Origin of the sequence: Acidocella sp. MX-AZ02 (assembly GCF_000306035.1) — a bacterium.
In the GTDB taxonomy this organism is placed as follows: Bacteria; Pseudomonadota; Alphaproteobacteria; order Acetobacterales; family Acetobacteraceae; genus Acidocella; species Acidocella facilis.
In genome coordinates, this window is the sequence record NZ_JH976207.1 from 1,134,580 (window position 1) to 1,159,864 (window position 25,285).

At 65.0% G+C, this 25,285-nt stretch carries 26 protein-coding genes and 1 pseudogene; 8 read left to right on the forward strand and 19 right to left on the reverse strand.

Annotated features, from left to right (window positions below; translation table 11 throughout):
* Positions 1-625, forward strand: a 625-nt coding sequence (locus MXAZACID_RS05595) for a hypothetical protein (RefSeq protein WP_008493173.1), incomplete at its 5' end; no start/stop codon positions are given.
* Here the strand turns inward: MXAZACID_RS05595 and MXAZACID_RS05600 are convergent.
* Positions 599-1,549, reverse strand: coding sequence for an AEC family transporter (locus tag MXAZACID_RS05600; RefSeq protein ID WP_008493174.1), 951 nt, complete (start codon positions 1,547-1,549; stop codon positions 599-601). The two genes, MXAZACID_RS05595 and MXAZACID_RS05600, sit on opposite strands and share 27 nt — an antisense overlap.
* 116 nt (positions 1,550-1,665) lie before the next feature.
* Between MXAZACID_RS05600 and MXAZACID_RS05605 the strand changes: the two genes are divergently transcribed.
* Together MXAZACID_RS05605 and MXAZACID_RS05610 are read left to right on the forward strand one after the other, a co-directional pair.
* Positions 1,666-2,703 carry an enoyl-CoA hydratase/isomerase family protein gene (locus MXAZACID_RS05605; RefSeq protein WP_008493175.1) on the forward strand — a complete coding sequence of 346 codons (1,038 nt, stop codon included), beginning with the start codon at positions 1,666-1,668 and terminating at the stop codon, positions 2,701-2,703.
* Between the two features lie 39 nt (positions 2,704-2,742).
* A complete protein-coding gene (locus MXAZACID_RS05610) occupies positions 2,743-3,774 on the forward strand; it encodes a histone deacetylase family protein (protein WP_008493176.1) in 1,032 nt (343 codons plus the stop codon).
* A gap of 46 nt (positions 3,775-3,820) precedes the next feature.
* On the opposite strand, the gene MXAZACID_RS05615 is transcribed toward MXAZACID_RS05610, so the two are convergent.
* Complete coding sequence (locus MXAZACID_RS05615; RefSeq protein WP_008493177.1) at positions 3,821-4,537, reverse strand: GntR family transcriptional regulator; 717 nt, start codon at positions 4,535-4,537, stop codon at positions 3,821-3,823.
* Between the two features lie 109 nt (positions 4,538-4,646).
* Here MXAZACID_RS05615 and MXAZACID_RS05620 point away from each other — a divergent pair, with 109 nt between their 5' ends.
* Together MXAZACID_RS05620 and MXAZACID_RS05625 are read left to right on the forward strand one after the other, a co-directional pair.
* The gene (locus tag MXAZACID_RS05620; protein WP_008493178.1) at positions 4,647-5,675 is read left to right on the forward strand and encodes an aromatic ring-hydroxylating dioxygenase subunit alpha; all 1,029 of its coding nucleotides are present in this window, start codon (positions 4,647-4,649) and stop codon (positions 5,673-5,675) included.
* Positions 5,675-6,637, forward strand: coding sequence for a PDR/VanB family oxidoreductase (locus MXAZACID_RS05625; RefSeq protein WP_008493179.1), 963 nt, complete (start codon positions 5,675-5,677; stop codon positions 6,635-6,637). The genes MXAZACID_RS05620 and MXAZACID_RS05625 overlap by 1 nt, the downstream gene beginning before the upstream one ends.
* A 110-nt stretch (positions 6,638-6,747) precedes the next feature.
* Here the strand turns inward: MXAZACID_RS05625 and MXAZACID_RS05630 are convergent, their stop codons facing one another.
* The gene (locus MXAZACID_RS05630; protein ID WP_008493180.1) at positions 6,748-7,386 is read right to left on the reverse strand and encodes a hypothetical protein; all 639 of its coding nucleotides are present in this window, start codon (positions 7,384-7,386) and stop codon (positions 6,748-6,750) included.
* Between the two features lie 193 nt (positions 7,387-7,579).
* Positions 7,580-8,107 (reverse strand): zinc-binding dehydrogenase, encoded by a 528-nt coding sequence (locus MXAZACID_RS20030; RefSeq protein ID WP_008493181.1) that lies wholly within the window; start codon positions 8,105-8,107, stop codon positions 7,580-7,582.
* Between MXAZACID_RS20030 and MXAZACID_RS20035 the strand changes: the two genes are divergently transcribed.
* Entirely contained in the window at positions 8,097-8,300 is a 204-nt protein-coding gene (locus MXAZACID_RS20035) for a hypothetical protein (protein WP_240376583.1), read from the forward strand. The two genes, MXAZACID_RS20030 and MXAZACID_RS20035, sit on opposite strands and share 11 nt — an antisense overlap.
* On the opposite strand, the pseudogene MXAZACID_RS20040 reads toward MXAZACID_RS20035, so the two are convergent.
* The 11 genes and pseudogenes from MXAZACID_RS20040 to pobA form a co-directional block, all read right to left on the reverse strand.
* Positions 8,277-8,678 (reverse strand): annotated as a pseudogene (locus tag MXAZACID_RS20040) (alcohol dehydrogenase catalytic domain-containing protein); the annotation flags it as partial. The gene MXAZACID_RS20035 and the pseudogene MXAZACID_RS20040 overlap by 24 nt on opposite strands.
* 10 nt (positions 8,679-8,688) lie before the next feature.
* Positions 8,689-10,065, reverse strand: coding sequence for a benzaldehyde dehydrogenase (locus tag MXAZACID_RS05640; RefSeq protein ID WP_008493185.1), 1,377 nt, complete (start codon positions 10,063-10,065; stop codon positions 8,689-8,691).
* A complete protein-coding gene (locus MXAZACID_RS20045) occupies positions 10,035-11,261 on the reverse strand; it encodes a branched-chain amino acid ABC transporter permease (protein ID WP_008493186.1) in 1,227 nt (408 codons plus the stop codon). Before MXAZACID_RS20045 ends, MXAZACID_RS05640 begins: the two co-directional genes overlap by 31 nt.
* Complete coding sequence (locus MXAZACID_RS05650; RefSeq protein WP_008493187.1) at positions 11,258-12,154, reverse strand: branched-chain amino acid ABC transporter permease; 897 nt, start codon at positions 12,152-12,154, stop codon at positions 11,258-11,260. Before MXAZACID_RS05650 ends, MXAZACID_RS20045 begins: the two co-directional genes overlap by 4 nt.
* A 12-nt stretch (positions 12,155-12,166) precedes the next feature.
* Positions 12,167-12,874 carry an ABC transporter ATP-binding protein gene (locus MXAZACID_RS05655; protein WP_008493188.1) on the reverse strand — a complete coding sequence of 236 codons (708 nt, stop codon included), beginning with the start codon at positions 12,872-12,874 and terminating at the stop codon, positions 12,167-12,169.
* Entirely contained in the window at positions 12,871-13,602 is a 732-nt protein-coding gene (locus MXAZACID_RS05660; RefSeq protein WP_008493189.1) for an ABC transporter ATP-binding protein, read from the reverse strand. Before MXAZACID_RS05660 ends, MXAZACID_RS05655 begins: the two co-directional genes overlap by 4 nt.
* Positions 13,599-14,483, reverse strand: a complete 885-nt coding sequence (locus MXAZACID_RS05665; protein ID WP_039884751.1) for an alpha/beta hydrolase — start codon at positions 14,481-14,483, stop codon at positions 13,599-13,601. Before MXAZACID_RS05665 ends, MXAZACID_RS05660 begins: the two co-directional genes overlap by 4 nt.
* 11 nt (positions 14,484-14,494) lie before the next feature.
* Positions 14,495-15,805, reverse strand: coding sequence for an ABC transporter substrate-binding protein (locus tag MXAZACID_RS05670; protein WP_008493191.1), 1,311 nt, complete (start codon positions 15,803-15,805; stop codon positions 14,495-14,497).
* 30 nt (positions 15,806-15,835) lie between these two features.
* On the reverse strand, positions 15,836-16,819 hold the full coding sequence (locus MXAZACID_RS05675; protein ID WP_008493192.1) for a transporter: 984 nt from the start codon (positions 16,817-16,819) through the stop codon (positions 15,836-15,838).
* A 287-nt stretch (positions 16,820-17,106) separates the two neighbouring features.
* Entirely contained in the window at positions 17,107-18,060 is a 954-nt protein-coding gene (locus MXAZACID_RS05680; protein WP_081822087.1) for a helix-turn-helix domain-containing protein, read from the reverse strand.
* Between the two features lie 251 nt (positions 18,061-18,311).
* Positions 18,312-19,487, reverse strand: a complete 1,176-nt coding sequence (gene pobA / locus MXAZACID_RS05685) for a 4-hydroxybenzoate 3-monooxygenase (RefSeq protein ID WP_008493194.1) — start codon at positions 19,485-19,487, stop codon at positions 18,312-18,314.
* Between the two features lie 138 nt (positions 19,488-19,625).
* On the opposite strand from pobA, the gene MXAZACID_RS05690 reads away from it, so the two are divergent.
* Positions 19,626-20,498 (forward strand): helix-turn-helix domain-containing protein, encoded by an 873-nt coding sequence (locus MXAZACID_RS05690; protein ID WP_008493196.1) that lies wholly within the window; start codon positions 19,626-19,628, stop codon positions 20,496-20,498.
* Positions 20,499-20,506: 8 nt separating this feature from the next.
* On the opposite strand, the gene MXAZACID_RS05695 is transcribed toward MXAZACID_RS05690, so the two are convergent.
* Together MXAZACID_RS05695 and MXAZACID_RS05700 are read right to left on the reverse strand one after the other, a co-directional pair.
* Positions 20,507-22,009 (reverse strand): AMP-binding protein, encoded by a 1,503-nt coding sequence (locus MXAZACID_RS05695; RefSeq protein WP_008493197.1) that lies wholly within the window; start codon positions 22,007-22,009, stop codon positions 20,507-20,509.
* 26 nt (positions 22,010-22,035) lie between these two features.
* Positions 22,036-22,854, reverse strand: coding sequence for a p-hydroxycinnamoyl CoA hydratase/lyase (locus MXAZACID_RS05700; RefSeq protein ID WP_008493198.1), 819 nt, complete (start codon positions 22,852-22,854; stop codon positions 22,036-22,038).
* A gap of 156 nt (positions 22,855-23,010) precedes the next feature.
* On the opposite strand from MXAZACID_RS05700, the gene MXAZACID_RS05705 reads away from it, so the two are divergent.
* Positions 23,011-23,475 carry a MarR family winged helix-turn-helix transcriptional regulator gene (locus MXAZACID_RS05705; protein ID WP_008493199.1) on the forward strand — a complete coding sequence of 155 codons (465 nt, stop codon included), beginning with the start codon at positions 23,011-23,013 and terminating at the stop codon, positions 23,473-23,475.
* Between the two features lie 54 nt (positions 23,476-23,529).
* On the opposite strand, the gene MXAZACID_RS05710 is transcribed toward MXAZACID_RS05705, so the two are convergent.
* Both MXAZACID_RS05710 and MXAZACID_RS05715 read right to left on the reverse strand, forming a co-directional pair.
* Entirely contained in the window at positions 23,530-24,036 is a 507-nt protein-coding gene (locus tag MXAZACID_RS05710; RefSeq protein WP_008493201.1) for a flavin reductase, read from the reverse strand.
* Positions 24,037-24,056: 20 nt separating this feature from the next.
* The coding region (locus MXAZACID_RS05715) for an aldehyde dehydrogenase (RefSeq protein WP_008493202.1) at positions 24,057-25,285 on the reverse strand (1,229 nt) is incomplete at its 5' end.

The window sequence follows — 25,285 nt, forward strand, 5'->3', positions numbered from 1 at the left end:
GATCGAGCAAGGGCGGGATATTTCCCTCACCGCCCGCACCCTCGCTTCCCAGGCGCAGGGGCTCAGCCTCACCCCGGCCGAGCGCGCCTATCTCTTCGCGCTGGGGCAGATCCGCGACCCCGCCACCCCGCCCAAGCTGCCCGCTTTGGCCCCGGTGCCCGCCGCCTTGCAACGCGCGCTCAGCGCCATCGCAGCCCCCGCCTACCTGCTGGATGCCCGTTTCACCGCCCGCGCCTGGAATGCCCCGGCCCGCGCCCTCTTCGCCCCCTGGCATGAAAGCGGCGAGCCCAACCTGCTGCGCTTCGTCTTCCTGGTCCCCGCCGCGCGGGATTTCATTCAGGACTGGGCCGCCAGCGCGCGCCGTCTTGTCGCCGAATTCCGCGCCGAAACCGCTGAAACCCCAGACGATCCACGCCTGCACCGGCTGCTCGACGAGTTGCGCGCGCAAAGCCCGGATTTCGCCAAGGCCTGGGCCGCGCGCGACGTGCAGGCACGCCTGGGCGGGCTGCGCCGCTTCAACCACCCCACCCAGGGCGCGCTTTGCTTCACACAGGTGAATTTCCAGCACCTGGCCGGCGAGCGCTACCGGCTGATCATGCTAATCGAGCCAGGCGAGCAAGGCTGAGACCGTGGCCAGCGACAGCACCGTGGAAATCAAAATCGAGCGCGAGGTGACCGCCGCCTCGCGGTCATAGAGCTTGGCCAGCATGAACGGCCCGGTGCCGGTCGGCATCGCCGCCATGATCACCGCCGTCTTCGCCCAGACCTCCGGCATCGCCCAGAGCTTATAGGCCAGCAGGAAGGTCAGCAGCGGCTGCACCACCAGCTTCAGCCCGACCAACCGGACAATCACCCTCACTTCCGCCACCGCTTTCGACTGCGCCAGGAACAGCCCGATGGTCACCAGCGCGCAGGGGCTGGCGGAGGCGCCCAGCAGGTCGGTCAGGTGAAACACCGGCGCCGGCAGCGCCCAGCCCGTAGCGCCGCGCAGCAACGCGAAGCCCAGCCCCGCCAGCGGCGCGCAGATCAGCGGGTTACGCAGCAGCGAGGAGCCGACTTTCACAATCGCCGCACCGATGCCAGGGCTTTTCTGCAAATCGATCTCGATCAGCACGATCGCCCCGGCGAAAATCACGCAGGCGACGATGATGGTGGCAATGATCGAGGGCACCAGGCTGGCCTGGCCCATCGCCGTCAGGCAGAGCGGAATGCCCATATAGCCGGTATTGGAATAGCTGGCGTTCAGCCCGTCGATGGAGCGATCCGAGAGCCGATGCCCCGGCGGCAGATGCCGGTGGCCGAGCGCGAAGGAGAGTAAAAAACACGCCAGCGCGCCGATCAGAAACGCCGCGACGAAGGCCGGATGGTCCAGCTGCGCGCCATCGATATGCGCCATCGCCTGAAACAGCAAAGCCGGCAGCCCCAGCCAGACCACATATTTATTCAGCGCATCCGTCGCCTCCGGCCCGAGAATTCCGCGCTTGGAGACGATGAAGCCCAGAAAAATCAGCCCAAAAACCGGAAAAACCGACGCGATTACGTGATCCATGCTGTCCTGATTTCAGACTTCTTACGGTGCGGCAAGATAAGTTTTCCGCAAGGCTGCCCTTGGCGCGTGGGACGGGTCATGGTCCATTACCCGCAAAACCTCAGGAGCGGAACGCCATGTCAGTAGAACTCGGGATCGAAACCAAAGGCGCGCTGGGGATCATCCGGCTCAACCGCCCGAAGGCGATCAACGCGTTGACCCTGGAGATGGTGAACGGGCTGGACGCCGCCCTCACCCGTTTCGCCGCCGATCCCGCCATCGCCGCCGTGCTGGTCAGCGGCGAGGGCGAGCGCGGCCTCTGTGCCGGTGGCGATATTCGCGCCCTCTACGACCATCGCGCCGAGGGCACCGGCCCGGGCCTCGCCTTCTTCGCCGCCGAATACCGGCTGAACGCGCAGATCGCTTCCTTCCGCAAGCCCTATATCGCGATCATGGACGGCATCACCATGGGCGGCGGTGTCGGCATCTCCGCCCATGGCTCGGTGCGCATCGTCACCGAGCGCACGCGCCTGGCGATGCCGGAAACCGGCATCGGCTTCTTCCCGGATGTCGGGGCGAGCTGGCTGCTCTCCCGCGCGCCGGGCGAGCTTGGCACCTATCTGGCGCTGACCGGGCAGATCATCGGCGGCGCCGATGCGATCCTGGCCGGTCTGGCGGACGCTCTGGTGGAGAGCACCTCCCTGCCCGCTCTGCGCGCGGACCTCGAAGCCCTGCCGGCCAGCGCCACACGGGCGGACATCATCGCCCTGCTGCCGCGCGCCGTGCCGGAGGCAAAGCTCGCCGCACAGCTGGACCTCATCAACCGCTGCTTCGCCTTTGACGATGCAAGCCAGATCGTCCAGGCGCTGGCGCGGGAGGGCTCGGCCTTCGCCCAGGAAACGCTGGACGTGCTGGCGCAAAAATCCCCCACCGGCATACAGGTGGCGCTGCGCCTGCTGCGCGCGGCCCGTACCTCGGCGGATGTGCGGGAATGCCTGCAACGCGAATACGCCGCCTGCGCCCAGGTGCTGGCGACCGGCGAATTCTATGAAGGTGTCCGCGCCGCCGTGGTGGATAAGGACCGCCAGCCGAAATGGAACCCGGCCAGCCTGGCCGAGATCACACCGGCGCTGATCGCGCCCTATTTCCGCCCCGCCAGGGCGCAGTTGTTCTGACCGCTTGCCGCTACCGAAAAGCCGGATAATATTCCTTGCATGAAAATAATATTCTCCGAAGACCATGAGCTGCATCAGAGCCCCGGCGAGCTGTTCCTCGGCGGCTTTACCGAGGCGTTCGAGAAGCCAGAGCGCGCCCGGCTGGTGCTGGCACGGGCCCGTGAAGTCGGGCTGGGCCCGGTTCTGGCCCCCGAATCCTTCTCGCTGGAGGCGATCACCCGCATCCATGACCCGGCCTTGGTCGAGCTGCTGCAGACCGCGCACGCGCAGTGGCTGGCCAGCGGCCGCAGCGGCGCCGCCTACCCCTATACTTGGGCCGCGCGCGGCATGCGCACCGACCGGGTTTCAAAAGAGATAGACGGCAAGCTGGGCTTTCACAGCTTCGATTGCGGCACGCCGATCACCGCGACCAGCTGGCAGGCGATCAAAGCCTCCGCCGATGTCGCCCTCACCGGCGCGAAATTGCTGAATGACGGCGAGGAGAGCGCCTTCGCCCTCTGCCGCCCGCCCGGCCACCACGCCACCGCCAGCCAGTTCGGCGGCTATTGCTTCCTCAACAACGCCGCCATCGCCGCGCAATCCCTGCTGGACCAGGGGGCGAAGCGTGTTGCCATCCTCGATGTCGATTACCATCACGGCAACGGCACCCAGGATATTTTCTATCACCGCGACGATGTGCTGTTCGTCTCGCTGCATGGCGACCCGGACCAGGAATTCCCCTATATGCTGGGCTTCGCGGACGAAACCGGGGCCGGAGCCGGTGAAGGCTGCAACGTCAACTATCCGCTGCCCTGGGGCACGGAATGGGAAAACTGGAGTGCGGCGCTGGAGGATGGGCTGCAGCGCATCAATGCCTACGCGCCGGATGTGGTGCTGGTCTCGCTCGGCGTGGACACCTACAAGAACGATCCGATTTCGCATTTCAAGCTGGAGCATGAGCATTTCACCCACATGGGCGCGCGCATCAAATCGCTGAACCGGCCGACCTTGTTCGTGATGGAGGGCGGCTATGCGGTGGCGGAGATCGGCATCAACGCGGTGAATGTGCTGACGGGATTTGAAGCGGCTTAGCCGCCATATCCAAGCCGCCCCCGGCCTCTGACAACCGCTCAAGCCATCAGCTGAACTGACCGCTGCGCAGAATCGCCACCCCCTCGCGCGCTGGATCCAATTCCGTGTAGCGCAGCACGGCGTTGGCATGTTCGCGCATCAGCGCCTCCGCCCGCGCCCCTTGCCCGGCGGCGATCGCCTCGACGATGGCGTGATGCTGCATATGGGCGTAATTCAGGCGCTTATATTCCGCGGCGAGATTATTGCGGTCGATCGCCAGGGCCTTCACCGAGGCGAAGGGGAGATGATCGTTGCGCGAGAGTGCCTCCTGGATGGCGGCATTGCCGGAGGCCTCGATGATGGCGGCGTGGAAGCGGATATTGAGATCCAGATAGAGCGGCGCGTCCGCCTCGGTGAAGCTGCCCTTTTCCAGCAGGGCATCGCCTTCCCGCAGGCAGAGCTTGAGGGTTTGCAGCACCGCATGATTGGCGCCGCGCTCGGCCAGCAACCGCGCGGCCAGCCCTTCCAGCACCCCGCGCACCTCCACCGCGCCGACGATCTGTGCCGATGACACGGCGCGCACCGCGAAGCCGCGCGCACCGGCCCGCACCAGCAGCCCTTCCTGTTCCAGCTCCCGGAAGGCCATGCGCACCGGCATGCGCGAGACGCCAAGGCGCTGCGCCAGCGGAATTTCCGCCACACGCTCCCCGGCGGCGAGTTCCCCGGCGCTGATCATCCGCCGCAGCGTCACCAGCACGCGCTGCCCGGTGCGTTCACCACTCATGGCCAAAACCCATAAATTGGATACAATTTAGTCGATTCAAATTGACTCACACCCATGATTCCGCGTTTATTGGATACATTAGCAAGAATAATCCAGGAGTGGAAACGCGATGTTTCTGAAAAATGCGTGGTATGTGGCGGCGATGCCGGATGAGCTGGCGGAGACGCCTCTGGGCCGCACGATCTGCGGCGAAAAAATGGTGTTTTACCGCGGCGCCGGCGGCAAGGTGGCGGCGGTGGAGGATTTCTGCCCGCATCGCGGCGCCCCGCTCTCACTGGGCTATGTCGAGGATGGCAAGCTCGTCTGCGGCTATCACGGGCTGGCGATGGGCTGCGAGGGCAAGGCGCTGGAGATGCCGGGCCAGCGCGTGAACGGCTTCCCCGCGATCAAATCCTACGCGGTGGAGGAGCGCTACGGCTTCATCTGGGTCTGGCCGGGCGACAAGGCCAAGGCCGATCCCGCGACCATCCATCATCTCGAATGGGCGGTGAATCCGGAATGGGCCTATGGCGGCGGGCTCTACCATATCAATTGCGATTATCGGCTGATGATCGATAATCTGATGGATCTCACACACGAAACCTATGTGCATGCCGGCTCCATCGGCCAGAAGGAGATCGACGAAGCGCCGGTTTCCACCAGGCTCGACGGCGATCACGTCATCACCAGCCGTTTCATGGAAAATATCAAGGCGCCGCCTTTCTGGCAGATGGCGCTGCGGATGAATGATCTGGCGCCGGATGTGGCGGTTGATCGCTGGCAGATCTGCCATTTCCATCCGCCCTCGCATGTGTTGATCGAGGTCGGGGTGGCGCATGCCGGGCATGGCGGCTACCAGGCGCCGGAGGCGGTGAAGGCCTCCAGCATCGTGGTCGATTTCATCACCCCGGAAACCGAGACCTCACATTGGTATTTCTGGGGCATGGCGCGGCATTTCAAACCGGGCGATGCCGAACTCACCGCCAAGATCCGCGAGGGCCAGGGCAAGATCTTCAACGAGGACCGGGAGATGCTGGAACAGCAGCAGCAAAATCTGCTGCGCTGGCCGGAGCGGGCCTTGCTGAAGCTGAATATCGACGCGGGGGGGGTGCAGTCCCGCCGGATCATCGAGCGGCTGCTGGCCGCGCAGGCGGCTTGATGCTGGCGCCGCTGACGATCGAGACCGAGCTGGTCGCGGTCCGCGATGCTGGCCTGGATGTGCGGCATTTCACCCTCGCTGGCGTGGCGGGCGCGTTGCCGCCCTTCAGCGCCGGCGCGCATGTGGATGTGCATCTGCTTGGCGGGCTGGTCCGGCAATATTCGCTGTGCGGCGACCCGGATGAAGGCGGCCCTTACGAAATCGCGGTGCTGCGCGAGCCCGCCTCACGCGGCGGTTCGGTGGCGATGCACGGGTTGCAGGAAGGGGCCAGGCTGACGATCAGCCCGCCACGCAACCTCTTCGCCCTGGATGAGACGGCATCGAAAACCCTGCTCTTCGCGGGCGGCATCGGCATCACGCCGCTGCTGGCGATGGCCCGGCGGCTGCACCGGCTGGGGGCGGAGTTCGAGCTGCATTATTGCGCCCGCACCCCGGCCAGGGCCGCGTTTCTGGAGGCGCTGCGCCAGGCGCCGTTCGCGGCCAGGGTGGTCACGCATTTCGATGACGGCGCGCCGGCCCAGGCCCTGAACGCCGCGGCCGTGCTGGCCCATCCGGATGCAGGCACGCATCTTTATGTCTGCGGCCCGGGCGGCTTCATGGCGTATGTGCTCGCCAGCGCCCAGGCGGCGGGGTGGGATGAATCAAGGCTGCACCGGGAATATTTCACAGCCCCGGCAACGGACACCGTCGGCGACCAGGCGTTCGAGATCGAGATCGCCAGTACCGGCCAGGTGCTCACCGTGCCGCCAGGGCGCAGCGCCTGGGCGGTTCTGGACGAAGCCGGGCTGTTCGTGCCGGTATCCTGCGAGCAGGGCATTTGCGGCACCTGCCTGGTGGGGGTGAAATCCGGCCTGCCCGAGCATCGCGACAGCTATCTGACCGATGCAGAGCATGCCGCCAATGATCAATTCACCCCGTGCTGCTCACGCGCCAAAACAGCGAGACTGGTGCTGGATCTTTAACAGGGCGCTCGGTCCAGCTTGAATCAAGAGGCGATCAAGCCGGACCGTTCCGCCTACTGGATAGGCTACGCGGCCCGTGCGAAACCGGCCGCGTTTTTAAAAATTTACGATCAGCCTTTTGCGTTTCGAAGCTCAAAGGCGGTCGAGAACTCAAAGCTGCCATCCTTCTTCTTACGCGGCGCGCCGAACAGCCTTGCCTTCACAAACACATTGTTGCGCACCTTCAAAGTCAACCAGATCAGCACAATCGGCAGCAGAACGCCAAGCAACAGCTCCAATAGCGGCAGCGCGCCGGAGGACGGGTCGGCCAGCGTTTGCATGGTGGCGCTGAGGGATTGCGGAATCATCAGCAGCAACAAGACCACCGCGCCAATATAGCCGCCATATTTATATTTGAAGATACTGAGCGAAACAGAGGCGAAAACGCCGAAAAACAAAAGCCCGAGCAGGATGGCGACGACCGCCGACGTGCCGGGATCCAGTTCCGGCCCCAGCTTGGCGCTGACCTGCGCGGCCTTCGCCAGCCCGATGAGAACCGCCAGCAGCATCATCAAAGTCGCAAGCACGATATTCATCCGGCGATACCGGCGCATGCCTTCCGGCGAGGGAATGGAGGCGACAATCCGCGCCGCCATCAGGGGTTTTTGGACCTCTGACGCAATCTGGTTGAAGATTTCCGGCTTGGCCACGCCCTGGTCGGAAAGCGCCCTGGCGCGCAAGGCCGCATCCTTTAACTGGCGTCTGCTCATCGGCCTCTCCTTGCCATTGTCATTTTTTGAATGCCTAGAGATATTGATAACCGGCGCGCGCCCCAGTCACAAGGCCATTTGTTTTGATGCAGATAGCAAAACTACGCAGCCTACATTTCGCGCAGCCGCCGCTGCCTACCGCGAGGCGGGCGCATGGAGGCTCATCGCAAAGCCTCCATGCCTTTTTGCACGCTCAGAGTTTCAAAACCGCTTTCACACAGGCGCCGCTTTCCGACTCATGCACCGCCTCGTTGATCTGCGCGAAATCGTAAAACCGCATCATCTTCTCCGCCGGGAAGCGGCCCTGCGCGTGCAGTTCGATCAGCTTGGGCAGGAACACGGCCGGCTCGGCATCGCCCTCGACGATGCCGCGTATATGCTTGCCGCTGGTCAGCAGGTCGATCACCGGCACCGGCAGCACCTCATCCGGGCGCGAGGCGCCGATGATGCCCAGCGTGCCGCGCGGCGCCAGCGCCGCCAACGCCTGGGAGAGCACCGGGATCAGCGCCGTCGTGTCGATCGCGTAGGCCACGCCGCCGCCGGTGATTTGCCGGATCGCCTCGACAGGATTGTCCGTGCCGGCATTCACCGCATGGGTGGCGCCGAGATCCCTGGCGAGATCGAGCCGGGCCGGGTTGCGGTCCACGGCGATGATGGAGGTGGCCCCCACCAGCTTCGCCGCCATCACCGCCGAGAGCCCGACCGAGCCGGTGCCGAACACGGCGAGGCTCTCCCCCCACCCCGACCTTCAGCGCATTGATGACGGCGCCGGCACCGGTCTGGATGCCGCAGCCAAACGGCGCCAGCACCGCGAGATCGGCATCCGCCGCCACCTTCACCACATTGCTTTGATGCGCCACCACATGGCTGGCAAAGCTGGACTGGCCGAAGAAATGGCTGTGCACCGGGCCTGAATCACAGCTGAGCGCGGTGCTGCCATCGGCCCGCGCGCCGCTGAAATTCAGCGGGAAGAAGCCGTGGCAATAGCTGGGCGCGTGCGCCGCGCAAGAGGGGCAGGCCCCGCAGGCGCGGTAGCTCATCACCACCTTGTCGCCCACCGCAAAGCCGGACACCCCCGCCCCCACCTGCTCGACGATGCCCGCCCCCTCATGCCCCAGCACAATCGGCTGGGGCACCGGAAACACCTGGTCGCGCATCGCCAGATCCGTGTGGCAGATGCCAACGGCGGTGATGCGGATCAGCAGCTCATCCGCGCGCGGGGCTTCGAGGCTGAGGGTTTCGAGATGGAATTTACCACCCGGCGCGCGGGTGACAGCGGCCTGAATATGCATCCTGACCTCCTCAGAACGGCTTCATCGGCGCGTCGGCCTGCATCGTCATCCATTGCCACATGGAGAATTCCTCCCAGCTCGCGGGGCCGCCGACGGCGGTGCCGTTGCCCGAGGCGCCGCGCCCGCCGAACGGGTTGGCCACGTCATCGGCGACACTCTGGTCGTTGATGTGGATCAGGCCGGTCTTCAGCTGCCGGGCAATCTTCATGGCGCGGCCGATATCCTTGCCGATGATGCCGGCGGAGAGCCCGTATTCGGTGTTGTTGGCGAGTGCGATCGCCTCCTCGTCGGTATCGAAGGGTACGATATTCACCACCGGCCCGAAAATCTCCTCATCGAAGCAGGGCATGCCGGGGCGCACATCCTCCAGCACGGTGGGCTTGTAGAATAGCTGCTCGTAGGTGCCGCCCGCCGCCAGCTTCGCGCCGGCCGCCACCGAGTCCGTGACCAGCTTGTGCACACGCTCCAGCTGGCGCTGGTTGATCAGCGGCCCCAGCGCCACCTGCCCGGAGGCCGGATCGCCCACCGGCAGATGATTGGCCTTTTCCACCAGCGCCGCGGTGAGTGCCGGCACCAGCGACCGCTCGACCAGGATGCGCCCGGAAGCCATGCAGATCTGCCCCTGATGGAACCAGGCACCGAAGGCGACGTTGGAGGCGGCGGCGGCGAGATCGGCATCGCCCAGGACGATGACGGAATTCTTGCCGCCCAGCTCCAGCGAGACCTTCTTCAGATGCCTGCCGCAGCTCTCGCCCACCTTTCGCCCGGCGGCGGTGGAGCCAGTGAAGGCGACCATCTGGATATTGGGATCGGTGCAGACCGCCTCACCCGCCTCCACATAGCCGGGGACCATATGCAGCAGCCCCTTCGGCAGCCCGGCCATCTCGAAGATGCGGGCGATGATGACGCCGCCCGAGACCACCGTCTGCGGGTCCGGCTTCAGCACCACGCCATTGCCGATGGCCAAAGCGGGCGCCACGGCGCGCAGCCCCAGGATCAGCGGGAAATTGAACGGCGAGATCACCCCGACAACCCCCAGCGGCACCCGCCGCGCGATGGAGAGGCGCTCCGGCGTGGAGGGCAGCACCTGGCTCGGGATATGGTGCAGCAGGGCGGCGGCGGCGCGGCAGATCTCCACCGCCTCGCGCACCTCGTGCTGGCCCTTGGGGACGATGGCGCCGGTCTCACGGGCGATCCAGAGCGCCAGCTCCTCGGCATGGGTTTCAAAAAGTTCGGCCGCCTTCAGCAAAATCGCCTCGCGCTGGCGCTCATGGGTGGCGAACCAGGCAGGCTGGGCCGCCGTCGCCGCCTGGGCGGCGGCGGCAATCTCCGCCGTACCGCCAATGCCGGCGCGGGTCAGCACGCCAGCGGTGGCGGGCTCCAGCACGTCAGCGATGGTGGGGGCGGCGACCCAGTCGCCATTGAACAGCTTGCCCTCCCAGCCGGTACCAAGGAAAGCGCCTTGGGTGATTGCGTCCAACATGATGCTAACTCCGTGTTTGATTGATTCAGGATGGTTCGGAAGCCGGGCTTGCGGCGGGCGGCTTCGTGGAGGGGCGGCGAGCGAAGCCACGCTGCCGGCCAGCCTCCCCGCCCCGCAAGTTCAACATGTAACCAACAGGCAGCAGGCGCAGCGCGTAGCGGCGCTCCACCCAGCCCCAGATGCCCTGCGGCAGCAGCAGGGCGAACCCCACCGCGGCGGCGCCAATGCCGATGAGATACCACACGCCCTGGGCGCCGAAGCCGGCCTCCACCGCGAAGAACAGGATGGCGCCGAGGATCGGCCCCTCGAACGTGCCGATGCCGCCGACGAGGGTCAATGAAGATCATGTAGGCGGTCCATTGCACGCCGAAATAGGTGTTCGGCTGAAACGAGATCGAGGTGGCGAGCCACACCGCCCCGGCCATGCCGGCCCCCAGCGCCGCCAGCACGAAGATGATGCGCTTGGTGCGCCCGACCTGCACGCCCACCGAGCGCGCCGCCTCCTCATTGTCGCGGATCGCCTGCACCGCCGCCCCCAGCCGCGAGCGCAGCAGCAGGAACAGCAGCAGCGCCACCCCGGCCATGGCCAGCAGCCCGAACCAGTAGGTGTCCGCCCTGCGTGCGGCGGGGGCGAAGCTGTTGAGCGCCAGCAGCGAGGTGCCGGTCGCGCCCTGCACGATCGGGTCCAGGCTGACCAGCAGCTGCACCAGCGCCGCCAGCACCCACATGCCGATGGCGAACTCCCCCGCCCGCAGCTTCAGCATGAAGCTGGACACGATCAGCGCCAGCACCGCGCTGCTCACACCGCCCAGCAGCAGCGCCGCATAGACCGGCACGCCGGCCTGGGAGAGCCGGATCGCGCCATAGGCGCCGAAGCCGAAGAAGAGCTGCTGCCCGACCGAGACCAGCCCGCCATAGCCGGCCAGCGCGTTCCAGGTGATCGCCAGCATCACATACACGAACAAGGTGGTCAGATGATCGACCGCATTCGCCGAAAGCAGAAGCGGGCCCGCCAGGAGTGCTAAATTCAGCGCCACGATCAGGGCGGTGCTGGCGATGGAGCGGCGTGTCCAGCGCTGGACGTGATAGGCGTGCGTCATGCGACCCTCATGCGGAGACGGCGGAGATAGGCGCTGAGCGCGCCGCCCTGGTAGAGCCGGGCGATCAGCACGACGAGAAACACGGCATGGCCGGCGATTTGCGACAGATGCGTGTTGAGCGCCCCGCCCACGCCCTGCGCCACCCCCAGCACGATGCCGCCGATGAGCGTGCCCCAGAGCGAGCCGGTGCCGCCGATCACCACCGCCTCGAAGGCGTAGAGCAGCTGCGGGCCACCGGCATAGGGATCGAAGCTCCCGCTCGCCCCCAACGCCGCGCCGGCCAACCCGACCATGACCATGGCCAGCGCCGTGGTGGCGGCGCGGACCAGCCTGGTATCGACCCCGGAGAGCCGGGCGGCATCCTCATCCTCCGCGGTGGCGCGGATGCGCCGGCCGATCTGGGTATGCGAAAGTAAAAGCTGCGTGCCTCCCAGCACCAGCAGCGCGGCGGCGAACACCAGGCAGGCGAGCTGGCTGATGAAAATCCCGCCAATGGCCCAGCTGCCGTAAGAGAGCGTGCCGATATCCGCGGCGAAGGACTGCGTATCCGCGCCAAATATGCTGAACAGCACATTGTCGCAGATCAGCGCCAGGCCGAACGTGGCCAGCAGCGGCACCAGCGCGCCGCCTTTCAGGCTGGGCTCGATGATGCAGAGTTGCAGCGCCACGCCCAGCAGCGCCATCACCGGCAACATCAAGGCGAGACCGCCCAGCGGCGAGATGCCGAGCGTCTGATAGATCACCATCATGATGAAGGCGCCCAGCACCGCCAGCGACCCATGCGCCAGATTGATGACGCGCATGACCCCGAACAGAAAGGAAAGCCCGGCCGCCAGCAAGGCGTAATACCCGCCGAGCAGCACGCCTTGCAGAATCTGATTAAGCCAGAACATCGCTACATCCTTTCAATGCGCTTGCCGGTTGAGGCCGAAATAGGCGTCCATCACCGCCTCGCGCGTCAGGCTGCCGGCGGCGCCGGAGAGCACGATGCGCCCTTCCAGCATGCAAACCAGCCGCGTCGCCGCCGCCATGGCTCGGCGCAGATCCTGCTCGACGAGAATGATGCTGGTGCCGGCCGTGCGCAGCTTCGGCAGGGCTTCGTAAACCCCATCGACCGCCACCGGCGAGAGGCCAAGCGAAAGCTCATCCAGCAGCAGCAGCTCAGGGTTGGTCATCAACGCCCGGCCGATCGCCACCGCCTGCTGCTGCCCGCCCGAGAGCAGCCCGGCCTGGCGCTTGAGAATGGGCTTGAGCTGGGGGAGCGCCTCCAGCACGGTCTCGAAATTCCACACCCCCTTGCGGCAGGCGGCGAGGTGCAGCGTGTCCTGCACGTTCATCCCCGGAAACAACCGCCGCCCCTCCGGCACCAGCGCGATGCCGCCCCGCACCCGCCGGTGCGCGGACAACCGGGTGACATCCTGCCCGCGAAACATGATCCGCCCCTGCACGGGACGGTGCGCGCCGGCGATGCTGCGCATCAACGTGCTCTTGCCCGCGCCATTGGCGCCGACGATGGCCAGCACCTCGCCAGGCGCCATGCTGAAGGAGAGATCATGCAGCGCGACCAGCAGCCCATGGCAGGCCTTGAGATTTTCAATCGTCAGCAGAGTCATGCCGGAACCTCCTCCGAACCGAGATAGGCGCTGATCACCACGGGGTCTTTCAGCACCGCCTGCGGCTCCCCTTCGGCGATGATGCGCCCGGCATCCATGCAGACCAGCCGGGTGACGACTTTGACCAGGATGTGCACGATATGCTCGATCCAGACGATGGCGATGCCGCGCCGGCGCAGATCCAGAATCACCTCCACCAGCTCCAGCGCCTCGCCATCGGTCAGGCCGCCGCCGATTTCATCGAGCAGCAGCAGATCCGGGCCAGTGGCCAGAGCGCGCGCCAGCTCCAGCCGCTTGCGCTCCAGCAGCCCCAGCGTTTCCGCCGGACGGTTGGCGACGGCGAGCATGCCGCACAGCTCCAGCGAATCCACCGCCCGGTCATAAGCCTCGCGCCGCGCGAAGCCGCCGCCTTGCGTTGCCGCCACCAGCAGATTTTCGAACACCGTCATGCCGCCGAACGGCTTTGGCACCTGGTGCGACCGGCCAATGCCGTGGCGGCAGCGCCAGGCCGCGTCCTGCCCGGTGATCTCCTCCCCGCGCAGGGTGATGCGCCCCTCGCTCACCGGCACCGCGCCGGAGAGCAGGTTGAGCAGGCTGGTCTTGCCGGCCCCGTTGGGGCCGACAATGCCGACAGCCTCGTTCGCCGCCACGTGGAACCCCACGCCATTGACGACGGCCAGCGCGCCATAACGCTTCACCAGCCCGGTTGCTTCCAGCAGCATGGTCATGAAGCCACCAAATGGCCGCGAAGGAAGCTGGCAACCTCCTCGATGGAGTCCAACCCTTCACGCACCAGCGGCGCGTAGAGCTGCCAGGAATGGCACATGCCATCCCAAACCCGCAGTTCGGCCTGCACACCTGCATCGCGCAGCCTCCGCGCGATGGTGACGGAATCGTCGCGAAGCATCTCCCGCGATCCGACATGAACGAGCACCGGCGGCAAACCGGAAAGCTCCGCGAATAAAGGTGTCACCGCCGGGTCGCGCAAACTCTGGCCTGGCAAATAGGCGCTGAGGAACAGATCGACCAGCTCCTTGGAGAGAATCGGATCATCGGAGACGCTGTGATGTGTCCCACCATCCCCCGCAAAATCCAGGGCAGGTGACATCAGGGCCAGGGCGGCGGGGCTTTGCCCTCCTCCGTTGCGTGCCCTGACGGCCGTGGACAAAGCAAGATTGCCACCCGCACTGTCCCCCGACAGGGCAATTGCCTCGTATCCTTCCGCCAAGGCCCAATGAAATGCGGACAGAGCATCGTCATGGGCGGCGGGAAACGCGTGTTCCGGCGCAAGACGGTAATCCGCGGCCAGAACCGCGATGTTCGCGGCGCGGGCGAGATTGGCCGCCACCGTCCGGTGGGTCCGAGCGGACCCCAGCACGAAGCCACCGCCATGATAATAAATGATCAGCCTGCCGGGCACGGCATCGGCCGGCAGGATGAGATCCCCGCCCACCGGCCCCGCCTCAACGCGCCGGATCTCCAGCCCCTCTGGAACCGGCAGGGCGGCATGCGCGACGTTGAACCAATCCCGCAATTCCAAGGGACCGCCTTGCGGTGGAGGATTTGCCGCCATCACTGCCAAAAGAGCATCAAGTTCAACCAACGACATGCCGCGCCTCCTCACATCTTGTACGGCTCAAGCGGGCTCTGGATGGGCACGGAGGGATCCTCCGCATGCTCGAAGGTGCGGTAATCCAGCTTATATTTGCCAGACGTCGCCTTCAGCCATTGCGCGCCGATGAGATTGGTGGTGGCGACATTGGGCACCGGACCGTTGACGAAATCGATCCGGCCCATCACCGTGGTCGTCTGCAACCGGCTCATCGCCTTCGCCACCGCGGATTTGTCCTTTGGATTGCCAGCGGATTTCAACGTGGCCACCATGGCGTCGAACAATGCCAGGGAAGGCCCGAGCTGTTGCTGCCATTGCCGCCCGGTCGTGGCCTGGTAGGTGCTGGCGAGCTGCGCCGAGCTGAGCCCGGTGAGCGCCGAACCATATGGAAAGGCCGGATGCCAGTAGGCGCCGGCATTGATCCGGTAGCCCAGCGGGCCCAGCGCCTCCATCTGCGAGGGAAACAGACCGGTTTTGGCGACGGTGACGATCTTCATCTGCCGGGTCAGCCCCTGCTGCGCCGCCTGGCGCCAGAAGCTGGTGAAATCCGGCGGGATCGGGAAGGTGCAAAATACCTCGCAGCCGGCCTTCTTGAACATCGCGATCTGTGCGGAATAATCGGTGGTGCCGTCCTGGTAGCCGCCAGGATCGACCATATCGAACCCGGCCTTGGCGAGGTCGGGCAAGAGATGCGCGCGGATGGCATTCCCGTCCGCATCGTTGGGGCACAGCACCGCCACCCGCTTGTTGCTGGCCACATCATTATTCCAGCTGGAGATGTAGAGATCCCGGAACTGCGCGGTGCCGAAGCAGAAATGGTAGGTCCATTTGAACGGCGAAGGCTGGCCCGGCTTGGCGCCGCGCCCGAAATACCAGGACTCCCAGGGCACGATGGTGGACAGGCACGGCACGCCCGCCGCCTCGCACGCATCGGCCACCGGATTGACCACTTCCGGCGTCGAGGTGGTCAGCATCAGATCGATCTGCTGGCCATTGATCAGATCCTTGGCGAGCTGGCTGGCCCGGGCGGGATCGGACTGGGTGTCGCGGTCGAAAATCGTGACCTCGTAGGTGGTGCCGTTCAGCGTCAGCCCGTTCGCGAATGCCTTGCGGACCAGCCCGAGAATGAACGGATCGCCCTCGCCGAAGCCGGCCAGCGGCCCGGTGCGCGGGCTGATGAAGCCGATGCGCAGCGTATTCGCCGCCGCCGCCCGCGCCGGGCGCCAGCCGGCGCCAAGCCCCAGCGCAACGCCGGCACCGGCGCCGACGAGCAGCCGGCGCGACAGCCCGTCACGGGTGTTTGAATCGTGAACGCTCATGGTGTTTCCCCGTTCTTTGCTGTTGGCATCTCAGAAGGCATGGATGTAGCGCAGAATGACATTGAAGCCGTTGGTGGTGTTCTTCTTCACCACCGGCAGATAGACATTCAGGAAGCCAATATTGTTCTGGTTGAACATGTAGGTCGCCCCCGGCCCCATCGAGAGGCTTTCCGTCTCGGTGCCTTTCTGGGTCACGCCATTCACCTGGTCGTCGGTGAATTGCTTGAAGTAATAGCCGTTGAGCCCGACATTGAGCTTCGGCAGCACCTCGTAGGAGGCGGTGAAGTTCACCCAGCCCGCATCACCCGCCTGGGTGGTGGTGCCGGCCGGCAGCGGCGCGCTGGAGGCCGGCTGGGAGTTGGTGAAATTATGCAGATAGTTGAACCGCGCCGACAATTCGGTTTTGGCGGTCGGCAGCACTGTCACCGACCAGTAGGGATTGATCGACCAGAAGCCCGAGCTGGGATTGATGTCCTTCGAGGTGTCATACGACCCGCTGGGCGAGATCACGTCGAATTCCATGCGCTGCGCGAAAACCGGGCGGCCGCCGCGAATGACCGGCGGAAACGCGATGAACGGACCCCAGGTGATGTCGCCAACCCCCATGCCCCGATTGGCGACCAGCCGGACCGGGCTGTCATGCGCGAAGGAGGCATTGAGATCGACCAGCGGCACGATCGCCATCGCCCCCAGCACCCCGCCAAACAGATGATAAGGCGACACATAGATGAACTGGTTGAGCGAGACGATCGCGGTGATGCTGGTGTTCTTGAACACCGGAATCGCGTTGCCATTGGTGTCGTTGATGGCGTTGAAATGCTGGATCTGGAAATATTGCTGGTAGATCAGACCAGGCGTGTATTTACCCAGCGCATCGAAGAAACTGGTGCCGCCGAGATTGATGCCCGACGGCTCGTTGACCGTCACCGCCTGGGCGGGCTTCAGCGCCGCACCGCAGGCCAGCGCCAGGGCCAGAACCGCGGATGAAACAGCCTTGAATTTTCTTGTTTTCATTGAACGCTCCCATATTGGATACGCCTTTGCGGCGTTGATTTTAAGGAACCGATGGAGCGGCCCAAGCATTAGTTATGTTATATTACATACCTTTTAGAGATACCGCACAGCATTCACGGCATTCCAAGCCTCCCTCCCCTTGCCTCTTGCCTCTTGCCGCCACGTTGAATCCGGCGCTGCGAAGCTTATCGCATTCTGGCCTCGGCCACGCTGTTCCAGGGGAGACATGGAGATTTGTCCGAAAGGGACAGGCTCTCAAGACTCAATCTTGGCGGCACAGGCCGGGTTTAGTGGTTCGTCTGCCGATACGCACTGGGGCTGCAGCCGAAACGCTCTCGAAATGCCCTGCTGAAATGCGAAAAATTATTGAATCCATAAGCGAATGCGATTTCGCCGACAGCAAGATGGCGTTGCGCCGTGGCGCGCAGCGCCTGGGCACAGCGCTCCAGGCGAGACTGCCAGATAAAATCCGACAAGGAGATGTCGCTCCCGGCAAAGGCGCGATGCAGATGCCGCTTCGAGCACCCGAACTGCTCGGCCAGGGTCTGCACCGAAAGCTCCGGATCGGCGATATGGGTACGGATATAATGCTTCACCTGAAATTCCAGCGTCTGGGCGGCGGAAACGCTAGCGCGCTCCTGCGCGGCGCCGGCGATGGCAAGGCGCAGCAGATTGGTCGCCACCTCCCCAAGCCCCGCCGCTTCGCTGGCGTTGGCCCGCGCGCCCTCGGCCAGAATGCTGTTGATGTAATTCGGAAAAATTCTTCCTACGGCCGACACTTGGCCGAAATCATGCACCCCGAAACAATCCAGTTGGGCAGCGGGTAAATGCAACTCTGCCTTCGGCACCAGAATCACGAATTGGTGGACCTCGGTCAGATTCACCACCCGATAGGGCCGCGCCGTATCGTAAAATGTCCATCCCGCCCCGTCGAGCACCACCTCCCGCCCAGCCTGGGCGAACAGGCTGCGTCCGGATAATTGGACAGCGACTTTTACGAATTCACGTGGACCGTTATTGGCACTGCGCGCCTCCCGCACCACCGCCACAGAGGAGGACGAAAGCTCGCAAAGCTTGACTTGCCCCGCTTCCTGGAAGCGGGCACGTCCAAAAAACGGTGCGTCGTCAATGATGTTGGATTTCAACCCCCCCATCATTTGCCAAAGCGCATGATCCCAAACGGGCATCTGACTCGCGCCAACAGCCTCGATCCATGTCCCCGGCGTCGTTTCACATGACATGCCGTTTCATCCCAATGCCCGCAGCAGCTGTTTTAGTTTTGATTTTAACGGTCAGAATAGAGCGATCGGCGGAACGCCGTCAAGAATTTCGGGTCAGATCGATTTAATATATATCATATCATACCGGCCTCATGCCCAGGGCTCCGCCCGTGTCAGCGACATCATCGGCAGACAACACCACCTGACCGGCGCCAAAGCGCGTGGGCGATCCCTATACGATACAGGTTCAGATCGACGCGCCAACACAAAAGCTAGAGCATTGGCAAGCCGACATAATTCTCCGCCAGACTCCGCTGCGCCGCCTCGGATTGGCGGATATAATCCAGCTCCGCCATTTGCAGCCGCCGGGAAAATCCATCCATCTCCGGAAAGCGATGCGTCACCGACGTAAACCACCAGGAAAAGCGCTCCGCCTTCCACACCCGCGCCAAGGCGCGCGCGGAATAGCCCTCAATCCCGCCAGCCTTGCCGGACTTGAAAAATTCAACAAGCGCCTCTGCCAGAAACGTGACATCGGAGGCGGCCAGGTTCATCCCCTTGGCGCCGGTCGGCGGGACGATATGGGCGGCATCCCCGGCCAGAAACAAACGTCCCCAGCGCATCGGCTCGGCAACAAAAGAGCGCAGCGGCGCAATGGATTTCTCAAAAGCGGCCCCGCGCGTCACCTTCGCCGCCAGCTGCGGGCCAAGCCGCAGGCAGAGCTCATCCCAGAACCGTTCATCCGGCCAATCCTCGAGCTTCTCCTCCAATCCGCACTGCACGTAATAGCGGCTGCGGGTCGGCGAGCGCATCGAGGCCAGGGCGAAGCCGCGCTCGTGATTGGCATAGACCAGCTCTTCATCCGCCGGCGGCACATCGGCGAGGAAGCCGAGCCAGCCAAACGGATAGACACGCTCGAACTGGCGCAGCACCGTGGCGGGAATCGCCGCCCGGCTGACGCCATGAAACCCGTCGCACCCGGCCACGAAGCGGCAGGCGAGCTGCTTCGCCTCCCCCTGCGCGGTCCAGGTCACAATTGGCTCATCCCCATCCAGCCCATGCAGCGCCACATCCTCGGCATTCCAGACGATCTCGACCCCGCGTGCCGGCGCGGCATCGAACAGATCTTTCATCACCTCCTGCTGGCCATAAACAACAACATGCCGCCCGCCGGTGAGTGCTGCCAGATCGATGTGGAACAACTCTCCATCCAGCGCCAGATTGGTGCCGCCATGCACCAGCCCCTCACGCTCCATCCGCGCATTCAGCCCAAGCCTGCGCAACAGATCAACCGTCACCTGCTCGAGCACGCCAGCCCGCACGCGCGCCTCGACATAAGCCCGGTCGCGCCGCTCCAGCACCACCGCGCTTATCCCCTCCTGGGACAGCAGATGCGCGAGCAACATGCCGGCAGGGCCAGCGCCGATGATTGCGATGTCAGTTTTCATGGTCAGGATGTTCCCCAAACGCCAGGATAACGGCGCGTTGTATATGTTACATCACATAATAATCAGCCGCGCCGCGCCGCCCATGGAGGCTACGCCAAAAAACTTGGATATTTCACCAAGTCCAGGCTAAGTGGCGCCATGCAGGATTCCAGCGCGGTACCGAGCTTCTATTTATATGGCGAATCCCACCGCGCCGCCGCCCCCGGCTTCGTGCACGCGGAAGCGCTGGATGACCGCTCCCGCCCCTCGGACTGGACAATCCGCCCGCATGCGCATCGCGAGCTGGCACAGCTGATTTTCATCAGCAAGGGTGGCGGCGACATGCGCGCAGAGGCCCGCACGCTGCGCTTTCAGGCGCCGAGCCTGCTGGTGGTGCCCGCCGGACTCGTCCATGGGTTCACCTGGGTGGCGGAAACCGCCGGGGTGGTGATCACCATGGCCAGCACCTACCTCGCCGGCCTCACCGCGCGCGATGCGGATGCCAGCGCCCTGTTCGCCAACGCCGCTTCACTGGCGCTGCCGCCGGGCGCGGCAGCGTCCTTGCAGCGCCACACACGGGATTTGATGCGTGAACTAGGCTGGTCCGCCCCCGGACATAAAACCGCGGTGGATGCGGCAATGCTGGCGATTTTGCTGGCCGGCATCCGCGCCTGCGCGCAGGCCGGCGCACCGGCGCCGCGCGCCGGGCACTACGCCGGGCTGGTCGCCAGGCTGCGGGCGCGCATCGAAGAGCGCTTCAGGCTGCGCGAACCGGTCCCCGCCTACGCGGCGGCTTTGGGCGTCTCCGTCACCGCCTTGGGCAACGCCTGCACACGCATCGCCGGCGCCGCCCCGGGCACCTTGCTGGATGAACGCGCAATGCTGGAAGCCCGGCGTGCGCTGCTTTATTCAAACCTGTCCGTCGCCGAGATCGGCTATGCGCTGGGCTTTGCCGATCCCGGACATTTTTCCCGGTTTTTCACGCGCCATGCCGGCCAGTCCCCGCGCGCCTTCCGGGCGGCGGCGCAGTGAGGCGGCGCTCAGGTCTGGTCGGGCCGCGCGGAGAGCAGATCACGTAGGCCAGGCTTCAGGATCTTGCCGGTGCCGGTGCGCGGCAGCGCCGCGAGGAAGCTGACATATTTCGGAATCTTGTAGCGCGCCAGACGCGTATTGAGAAAGGCGAGGATCTCTTGCGCATCCGGCCCGGGCTCGGCCACCACCACCGCCAGATGCCCCACCTCGCCCCAGCGCGAATCCGGCACGCCGATGACCGCCGCCTCGCGGATCCCCGGCATCCCCGCCAGTACCGCCTCGATCTCCACCGGATAAACATTCTCGCCGCCGGAGATGAACATGTCTTTCTTGCGGTCGACCAGGAAAAAGAACCCGTCCTCATCCTGGCGGGCGATATCGCCGGTGCGAAACCAGCCCTCGGCGGTGAAGGCCTTGGCGGTCTCGTCCGGCGCGCGCCAGTAGGCGGTGAAGATGTTTTCGCCCTTCAGCAGCAACTCCCCGGCCATGCCCGGCGCTACATCATCGCCATTGGCATCGACGATACGCGTCTGGATGGAGGGCGGGATCAGCCCCGCGGCACCCGCCTTCTGGTCGATCAGCGGAATATGAACCGGCATGCAGGAGACCGTCCCGGCCTCGCTCATGCCAAACCCATCGGCAATGGCGATGCCATCCCGCAGCCAGGCGCGTATGTCGGCGGCCGGGTGCGGCGCGCCGCCGGAAAAAATACCGGTGAGGGTGCGCAGGCGTTGCGGGTCGAAGCCCGGCTCGGCGCGCAGCATCTTCGCCATTTGCGGCACACAAAAATAATGCGTGATCTTCAAGTCAGGATCGGAGAGCCGGGCCAATGTGCGGGCGGCGTCAAAGCCCTCGCTGATCAGCACCGCGCCGCCGCGCATGAAGGCGGGACGCAGATTGGTGATGATCCCCATGACATGAAACATCGGCGTTTCCGCCAGCATCATGCTCGCATGGGTGACACGGGCCAGCAGGCCGAAATTCACCGCGGTCTGGGTGATGTTGCGTTCGCTCAGCAACACGCCCTTGGGCCGGCCGGAGGTGCCGGAGGTGTAGAGAATGAGGCTGGGCGCGGCACGGTCGAACGGCACCGGCGCCAGCGCCGCAGCCTGTTCAATCTCGCTACGCAGCGCGGGCAACAAGGTCTGCCGCACCGCAGCGCCGAGCGGGTCCAGAAACTCGGCATCGCCAACCAGCAAGGCGGGATCGCAATCATCGAGCAGCCGGCGCTGCTCGGGCAATGCCAGGCGCCAGTTCAGCGGCACGAAAATCGCGCCGATGCGCGCGCAGGCGAGGTGCAGCAGCGCCTGCTCGGCACAATTGCGCCCCAGCGCCGCGATGCGCTCCCCCGGCTTGATGCCGTAATGCGACACCAACAGCCCGGCGGTCTGGGCAATCGCCGCGTCCCATTGCGCATAGTTCCATTTGCGGCCGCTGGCGAATTCCAGCACCGCCAGCGCTTCCGGCTGCAGCCCTGCCTGCAGGCCGGGATCGTCCACGATATTGACCATTGCGGTTCCTCCCCTGGTAGGCGCGCTCAGTCTTTCAAACGATAGGCGCCAAGCCCAGGCTTGTAGGTTTTTTCATCGATGAACTGCCGGATCCCCTCTTTTCGTCCATCATTATCATAGGAGTTCGCCGCTTCCTGGGCACGCACCAGATAATCCTCGGCATTCTCATAGGTCATCTCCCCTACCCGGCGCACGGCATCCTTTGTCGCCTTCAGCGCCACGGGGTTCTTCTTCAGCAGCACGTTGGCAACCTCGGTCACGCGCTGGCGCAGGCCAGAGAGCGGCAGCGCCTCATTCACCAGCCCCCAGGCGGCGGCGGTTTTGCCATCCACCATCTCGCCCATCATGGCGTGGTACATGGCGTTGCGGAAAGAGAGCAGCTCCACCGCCACCTTGGTGGCCCCACCGCCGGGCAGAATACCCCAATTGATCTCGGAGAGGCCAAACTGCGCCTCTTCTGCCGCAAAGGCGAGGTCGCAGGCGAAGAGCGGACCGTAGCCGCCGCCAAAACACCAGCCATTCACCATCGCGATGGTCGGCTTCTGGTACCAGCGCAGCCGCCGCCACCAGCCATAGGATTCACGCTGCGCCTTGCGCGTGGCACCCAGCCCCTGCGCCTCCGTCTCCCGGAAATATTCCTTCAAATCCATGCCCGCGGACCAGGCCGTGCCCTCGCCGGTGAGCACCAGCACCCCGACATCCTCGCGGAATTCCAATTCGTCGAGCACCTCCATCATCCGCCGGTTCAGCCCCGGGCTCATGCAATTGCGCTTCTCCGGACGGTTGAATTTCACCCAGGCGATGCGGTTTTCAACCGTGAACGCGACGGTATCGGTCTCAGACATTTTCATTCCCCTTCAAAAGCAAGGCCCGCGGCAAAGCCGGCGCGCCTCATCTGCTTCCGGTTTTAATGCTATATATCATAACATACAAGCCCCGACGACGCCGCGCCGGAGCTGGATAAGATTGCGCCAGCCTCAGGGCGCGGGCATAGTCGCGCCATGGCGCTGAAACTGAAATCCCCCGCCCCTGCCCCGGTTGAAAACGCGGCCCCCAGCAATCCCCTGGAACAGCTTCTGGGCTACCAGCTGCGCCGCGCCTCCCAGGCGATGATGGCGGATCTCGGCACCGAGCTGGCGGATCTGGACCTCAAGGTCACGGAAATGTCGGTGCTGATGGTGATCGAGGAGAATCAGGACATTACCCAGAGCGAAATCGGCCGGGTGCTGGCCATCCAGCGCGCCAACATGGTGCCGCTGACCACGCAGCTGGAACGCCGTGGGCTGCTGCGCAAGGGGGTGACCACGGGAAGGGCACAAGCGCTGCGCCTGACGCCCGCCGGGCGGGCGCTGATGCGCGAATGCCGCAAGCGCGTGGCCCGGCATGAGGCACGCTTGCTGGCCGGTATCGGCAAAACCCAGCGCGAGGCGCTGTTGCGGCACTTAAGGATGGTGTGGGAGGGTTAACACTATCTGGGGTTCGGTTGACGCGCCAGACAGCGCCACATCATGCGCCGCGCCTCAACCAGCGTCTTGCAGCGCCGTCTCCAGCCGGTGATAGCGGCGCTGGTGATAGACCAGCCCGGTGGCCTGGGGACATAGTTTGACCGCCCTCACATCGCAGAACAATACGCGATGCGTCCCAATTTCGACGACACTGGAAATCACCCCATCAAAGGCGGCGGTGGCGCTCTCCAGCACCGGCGCGCCCGTTTCCAGGCGCACCCAGCCGGCCTGGGCGAAGCGCTCCGCCATGCTCAGCCCCTGCTGACCGGAAAACCAGCGCGAGAGCGGCTCGCCATCCGCATTGAGCACATTCACGCATAACGGCCCACCCTGCTGAAACGCCCCCGAGAGCCGGCTGTTTTTATTCATGCAGACCAGCAGCGTCGCCGGCGTGTCGGTCACGCTGCACACGGCCGAGGCGGTAAAGCCCATATCGCCCTCCGGCGCGCGGGTGGTGATGATGTTCACCGCGGCGCCGAGCCGGGCCATCGCATCCCTGAACAAGGTGGTGTCGATTGTCATCGGGCGGGCCTTTCCAAAACTCAACGCATCACGAACGGATCAGGCAATGGCGCATCCGAGAGATTGATCCAGACCGATTTGGTTCTGGTATAATCCAGGATCGATTCGACCCCGCCCTCGCGCCCCAGCCCGCTTTCCTTGTAGCCGCCAAAGGGCACCAGCGGCGAGATGACCCGGTAGGTATTCACCCACACCACCCCGGCCCGGATGGCGCGGGCCAGCCGGTGCGCACGCGCGAGATTTTGCGTGAACACACCGCTGGCCAGGGCGAATTTCGAATCATTCGCCAACGCCAGTGCCTCGTCTTCGGTATCAAACGCCATCACGCTGAGCACCGGGGCGAAAAACTCCTCGCCCCAGCAGGGCGGCTTGGGCGTATCGCAGAGCAGGATCGTCGGGCGCAGATAAAAGCCCGCCTCGAACCCCGCCGGCACATCGCCACCGGTGATCAGCACCGCGCCCTGGTCCTGGCTGTCCTTGATCAGCGCCAAGGCCCGGTCGCGCTGGCGCGCGGTGGCCAGCGGGCCCATCTGCGTGGCCGCGTCGGCCGGGTTGCCGATGACGATCTGCTCCGCCCGCGCCTTCAATCTTTCCAGCAGCGCCGGCAGCAGCGGGCGCTGCACCAGCATCCGCGAGCCGGCCACGCAGCTCTGCCCGCTGGCCGCGAAAATCCCGGCGATGACCGCGCTGACCACATTATCGGGATCGGCATCCGCGAAGGCCAGCACCGGCGATTTGCCGCCCAGCTCAAGCGTCGTCGCGGCCAGGTTGGCGGCGGAATTGCGGACGATATGCCGCGCCGTCTCCGGCCCGCCGGTGAAGGCGATGCGCGCGACCAGCGGATGCGTGGTGAGCGCCTGGCCACATTGCGCGCCGGTGCCGGTGATGATGTTCACCACCCCCGGCGGGAAGCCGGCCTCATGCACCACACGGGCGAATTCCAGCAGCGGTGCGGCGCCATCCTCGGCGGCCTTCAGCACCATTGTACAGCCCGCTGCCAGGGCCGGGCCCAGCTTCACCGCCGCCAGGAAAAGCTGCGAATTCCAGGGCACCATGGCGGCCACCACCCCCACCGGCTCGCGGCGCAGCGTCACCTCCATCTCCGGCTTGTCCACCGGCACGTGCAGCCCCATCACCTTGTCGGCCAGCCCGCCATAGAAGCGGAAATATTCGGCGATATAGGCGATCTGGCCGCCGGTCTCGCGGATGATCTTGCCGGTATCCCGGGTTTCCCAGCGCGGCCAGGCGC